Annotated in this window: 4 protein-coding genes; all 4 read right to left on the bottom strand. The window is 35.8% G+C overall.

What is annotated here, in order from left to right; genetic code table 11:
• A partial coding sequence (locus Q8907_14720; protein ID MDP4275525.1) for a hypothetical protein occupies positions 1–481 on the bottom strand: 481 nt, incomplete at its 3' end.
• Positions 482–1,086: 605 nt separating this feature from the next.
• Positions 1,087–1,530 (bottom strand): hypothetical protein, encoded by a 444-nt coding sequence (locus Q8907_14715; protein MDP4275524.1) that lies wholly within the window; start codon positions 1,528–1,530, stop codon positions 1,087–1,089.
• Positions 1,531–1,543: 13 nt separating this feature from the next.
• Complete coding sequence (locus Q8907_14710) at positions 1,544–2,464, bottom strand: hypothetical protein (GenBank protein MDP4275523.1); 921 nt, start codon at positions 2,462–2,464, stop codon at positions 1,544–1,546.
• A 163-nt stretch (positions 2,465–2,627) separates the two neighbouring features.
• Positions 2,628–3,281 carry an endonuclease III gene (gene nth / locus Q8907_14705; GenBank protein ID MDP4275522.1) on the bottom strand — a complete coding sequence of 218 codons (654 nt, stop codon included), beginning with the start codon at positions 3,279–3,281 and terminating at the stop codon, positions 2,628–2,630.
• Positions 3,282–3,342 lie beyond the last annotated feature (61 nt).

The raw sequence follows: 3,342 nt of genomic DNA, 5'->3' as shown, positions 1-3,342 counted from the left end.
TCAATTGCTGAAATTGCAGTTCTGCCGGAGGCAGAGTTGGGCCGACATAATACTCTATTGTTCCGCCGCCGGCCTGAACAAAATTTCCTGTAGCAAAAGCAGGAAAAGGAGCCGGAGAGGTTGTGGGCGAAAGCCTTAATAATCCGGAACCGCTAAAATCCCCAAAATTATGATTGAAAGTACTGGTGAGGTCCAATACTGCACCTTGCTGAATAACAAGAGAAGAAACATTAGCCTGGACACCCGTTGGAATGGTAACCGTGCGGCCATTAAGAATCACCACCGCATCGCCTGAAGCTGGTACGCCACGATTTACTAATGTAGTTCCAGAAGGATCAGTAGTCCAGGTACGCGATACATCCCAATTACCCGACTGATAAGAATAATAAGTGTTTTGGGCAACAAGTACAGGAATTGCTGCCCAAAACAGAAATATTGCCCCCACCACATTTTTCTTCCAAATGTAACCGACTACTTTCAAGGCTATTCTTTTGAAAACATACTGTGAACCCACGAAATTTATTACTGAGAAAATGGCCAAAAACACAAGCTTAGTAAATATCCTATCTAACATAAGTAATTAGAAAACCCTTCTAAATATTCGTTTTCAGCATATCCAATATGACAAATGCAGAGACTGTACCGGAAAAATTTTAAAATATCCCTAAAATTTTATACAAAAGTTAAGAAAAAATTTTCCAAAAAATTACAAAGGGGATCAAAAGACAATTTTCCATCCTTCTGCAATTCAAGATTTTTAGGCAAATTTCAGGCTTACCTATCTAATCTTTTTGCACTTTTATTGTTTGATATTGTTAGTTAAAATTATCAAAATTGCCTTTGGTCAAATTTATAAAATTGTACAAAAACATTTTCATAACATTGATATTTAAAATCCTTATAGGATTATGAATTTCATCATATCAATCTAAATTATCATGAAGATCTTAGACCCCGGGCATTTGATTTTACGAAGAATTGCAATACTGTAAATTAAATCTAAAAAGGAATGAAGGAATTTTGCGGACATACAAAAAAAGCCTATGTATCCATAGGCTTGATCAGAATAAATAATACTTGTATCTTTTACTTGTTTTTAAAACCAAACATAATTGCTACACACCCGCTGACAACATCTCCCGAAGATGATTTTGAGCTTACCGGAACCCTGACCCATACTTTTAATTGTTGACTGGCTTGAGGTTTAAAATCCCAGACTCTGGTATAATTATGATCCCGGTTAAAAAATAGTACCCTGTTGTTTGCATCCAACACTTTAAATTCTATATTAGGAAAGACCTCTGAAGAACAGACAGTCAAACGATATTCCTGTCCGGAGGAGCAGGTCTTGTACAACTCGGCTTCTTCGCCCTCTGTAAGAACTGCTGCATGATAATTGCCATCATGGATATATGACCCCAGTTCCATCTTGCAGATTTTTTTGGCAAAACCCTTACATTGAGCATAGCCGGAAAAAGGGACTAATAAAATGAATGAAAGTATTGTAATCAGTTGTATTATTTTTTTCATAGCGATGTACATTTTAGAATATAAAATCATGTCTCACATTTTTAACACACACTTTTAACTCATTAAAAGTAGCCTGAGTGAAATTTACGGTAATTTTTGATTTCAACGTAGTAACATTTGATTTTTTATCCACTTCAGGTACAACTTTAGAAGAATTAATTTTTATTTTATCAAAAACAGATTTGATTTTTCTAACCTGAACAAGTACGGAAGCCACATCAGGATTGCCTTTGTATTCATCCAAAAGAGAAATGACGATATCCTGGTTTAATTTTTGTTCGGCAATGCGGGCAGCCATTTTATTCCCTTTAACGGGGTTATTGCCGACCAGTTGGGTTGCCAGGTAAAGACCTTCAACCCATCCCCCCACAAGGACAATGGCAGCAACCGCAGGACGATCATTTTCTTTTAAAAAGGAGCTGGAAGACATAAACGTTTCGGAAATAATATCCATTACAATTTCCCGGTTATGTATATTTTCCTCAAGCCGTTTAATGGTATTATCATCAACGGCATCTAATATACCCAGGCCATTTGCCAATTTCTTTACGGTATTCATATAGTTGATTGCCGTCTGGGTCTGGTCAAATAAACTGGCGAAACTCAAATCCATGGTATAAACACCCAGGTTGAGTGCCATTACTTTATTCGTGGTATAATTAGTCACGTTGCCAACAGGATTCAGCAGGGATTCATTGTACTGAACGCCGGTCTTCTTAATCAATACAGCTATTTCCAAAGGTGTAGGCAACGAATAAAATACTTTCTTTGCTTCTTTTACATCTTTAGTCAGACTTTGACTTAATTCAGTTGAATCGATATTGACTTCCTCTTCTTTCGCTTTGCCTTTGTTACTTTTGCATGAAAAAAGTAACAAGCCTAATAAAGCAAAAAGCAATCCATTTTTCAAAGTAAAACCATATAGCTTCTGCATATAATAATTTTTTTTATTTTGGTTGCATGAAAAAATTTTTTATGCTAGTAAAATTAGTATAATTTTTTATAAAACAATACTTCAGTTTTTATTATTACTTTTTTATAATTTTCTTAAAATTCTTATCAAACCTATAAAATAAACGACTTGTAATTTTTCTTTTTTAGTTAACAGTCTTTTGCGACAAGTTTTGAAAATATTTACAATAGGGTCTCAATCCACATTCCAAACATTTAGGTTTACGGGCCTGGCAAATATATCGTCCATGGAGGATCAGCCAATGATGGGCAATTGGAATAAGTTCTTCAGGAATATATTTTTCCAACTGCTTCTCAGCTGCCAAAGGGGTTTTGGCTCCAGTTGTCAACCCAAGACGGGCAGAAACCCTGAAAACATGAGTATCTACGGCGAGCACTGGCTTATTATATATAATGGAAGCAATTACATTGGCTGTCTTTTGTCCTACCCCAGGAAGTTTTTTTAGTTCGTCAATTTCCGAAGGCATTTCTCCATGAAACTTTTCTTCAAGCATTTCAGCCATACCTAACAAATGTTTCGCTTTACTGTTGGGATAGGAACAGGACTTGATCAGCTCATATACCTCATCAATTATTGCAACCGACAATTGTTTACTGGTAGGAAATTTTTCAAAAAAAGCAGGAGTTATCTGATTCACCCGTTTATCGGTACATTGAGCCGAGAGTATAACGGCTACAAGCAATTGGTAAGGCGTTTTGTAATGCAGTTCACTTTGGGCCCGTGGATTGTTTTTTTGAAAATAATCAAGTATCACTGCGTATCTTTCTGATCTTGTCATTTTTTATTTCTCTTATCTATCTGCAAAATTTGAAAAACAATGGTGAAAAGTAAATAATTCT

It is taken from the genome of Bacteroidota bacterium (genome assembly GCA_030706565.1).
In the GTDB taxonomy this organism is placed as follows: Bacteria; Bacteroidota; Bacteroidia; order Bacteroidales; family JAUZOH01; genus JAUZOH01.
This window is presented reverse-complemented; position numbering and strand designations above follow the sequence as displayed.